Here is a 1,677-nt window from a genome sequence, read left to right as displayed (position 1 = left end):
GCACAATTCCGTCGATGTGGTGCACGCCGGAAGCTGCGTCGAGGCCGAAAGCCGAGCCGCCCGAAAGCACCACGGCGTGCACCACATCGACGGAATTGTGCGGTTCGAGCAGGTCGGTCTCGCGGGTGCCCGGCGCACCGCCCAGGATCTGAACGCCGGCCACTGTGGACGCATCGCAAAGCACGGTCGTTACCCCGGATTTCAGCCTGGCGTCGGACGCATTGCCGACGCGCAGGCCGGCAACGTCGGTGATCAGGTTGCGTGGGCCGGTGCGAAACATCAGTTGCTTTCCAAGGGCGCAAAGCGCGTGCCATCGAAGCGGAAGACGCGGTAGGGGCTCCGGCTGAGATCGCCTTTCGCATCAAACCGGATCGGCCCGATCGCCGTGGTGAAATCCTGTCCGGTCAGAGCTTCGGTCAGTGGTTTGCCCGAGCTTTCGGACAAGCCCGACGCTGCCTTGGCGATTTCGACCGCCGCAAAGGCCGGCAGCGTATAGCCGTCGGGCACGACTTTCTGCGCGGCAAAGGCCGCCAGCACTTTTGGATCGGCGACATCGGCCCATTCCGGCGGTGCGATCATCAGTGTGCCCAAGGAATAGGGCACGTCGCCGGGCGGCGTGCGCAGATTCTCGCCGCCGGCAAAGACGATGCCCGCCTGAAGCTGTGCGGCATCGCGGCCCATGATGGCGATGTCGTCGCCATCGCCGCCGGCAAAGACATGCGTCGCGCCGGCCTTCTTCAGCCGACCGATCATGCCGATCTGATTGTCGAGCTGGGGCCGGAACGTGTCGACGAACACAGGTTTCAGCGCTGCCTGTTCGGCCGCTGCCCGCAACGTCTCGGCGATTTCACGGCCGTAGATGGTGCCGTCGTCGATAATGGCGAACAATTCGTTTTGCCACAGGCGGGTGAGGGCTGACGCGACCGCATTGCGCTCATCGTCGCCGCGTGGTCCGAGGCGATAGACCGGCCAGCCGGTCTTGGCGCGGCGGTCGGTCAGGCTTTCGGTTCGCACGCCAATGGTGATGACCGGAATGTTGGCGTCCTTCAGGATCGGCATCGCCGCCCCGATCGCCTCGGTGCAGAGAAAGCCGATTACGATATTGACCTTGACGGCTGCGAATTCCCTGGCCGCGGCAGCGCCGCCATCGGCGGTGCAGGCGTCATCCACGGTCTTGAGTTCGATGCCGTTCGCTTCGGCGGCCATACCGGTACCGGCCTCGATCTGCTTGCCGAGAATGGCCGATGGTCCCGACAGGGGCGCCGAGACGCCGACCAGCAGCGTCCGGGCATCCGCACCACTGGCCAGGAACAGCCAGAACAGCGCCGCTATTGTTCTTGTCCTGGGTCGCATTCGAGCGATGGGATCCTCCGGGCCGGTCCTACGCTCCCGGCACTGTTGCCGCCAAGACCTAAAGGCTGCCCGGCCTTGGTGCAACACGCGAATTTCGGGATATGGCTCAGGCACTTCGCTTGTGGCGGGCTATGTCTGGCCATATATGTCGATAGGATCCTGACAATGGAAAAAATACGGTGCTGAAGAAGAACGACATTGGGCCGCAGGCCTATCGCGACGCGATGAGCCACTTTGCCGGCCACGTCCATGTGGTCACCACCGACGGGCCGGCCGGCAAGCGCGGCGCGACGGTGATCGCGGCCTGCTCGGTTTCGGACACCC

2 protein-coding genes and 1 pseudogene are annotated in these 1,677 nt (G+C 64.5%); 1 reads left to right on the top strand and 2 read right to left on the bottom strand.

Annotated elements, in window-relative coordinates; all coding sequences use genetic code 11:
* Both EN879_RS35015 and EN879_RS35010 read right to left on the bottom strand, forming a co-directional pair.
* Nucleotides 1-280, bottom strand: a 280-nt coding sequence (locus EN879_RS35015; protein ID WP_206521071.1) for a P1 family peptidase, incomplete at its 3' end; no start/stop codon positions are given.
* A complete protein-coding gene (locus EN879_RS35010; RefSeq protein ID WP_063167826.1) occupies nt 280-1,353 on the bottom strand; it encodes an ABC transporter substrate-binding protein in 1,074 nt (357 codons plus the stop codon). The genes EN879_RS35015 and EN879_RS35010, both read right to left, overlap by 1 nt.
* Nucleotides 1,354-1,532: 179 nt before the next feature.
* On the opposite strand from EN879_RS35010, the pseudogene EN879_RS40355 reads away from it, so the two are divergent.
* Nucleotides 1,533-1,677, top strand: a pseudogene (locus EN879_RS40355) (flavin reductase); the annotation flags it as partial.

Source organism: Mesorhizobium sp. M7A.F.Ca.AU.002.02.1.1 (genome assembly GCF_003998535.1).
Classification (GTDB): domain Bacteria; phylum Pseudomonadota; class Alphaproteobacteria; order Rhizobiales; family Rhizobiaceae; genus Mesorhizobium; species Mesorhizobium ciceri.
The sequence above is the reverse complement of the archived record's forward strand: the minus strand, read 5'-3'. Positions and strand labels throughout refer to the sequence as shown.

Coding starts and splice junctions, on each gene's coding strand:
- EN879_RS35010 (WP_063167826.1), bottom strand. CDS start 1,353: ATGCGACCCAGGACAAGAACAATAGCGGCGCTGTTCTGGCTGTTCCTG.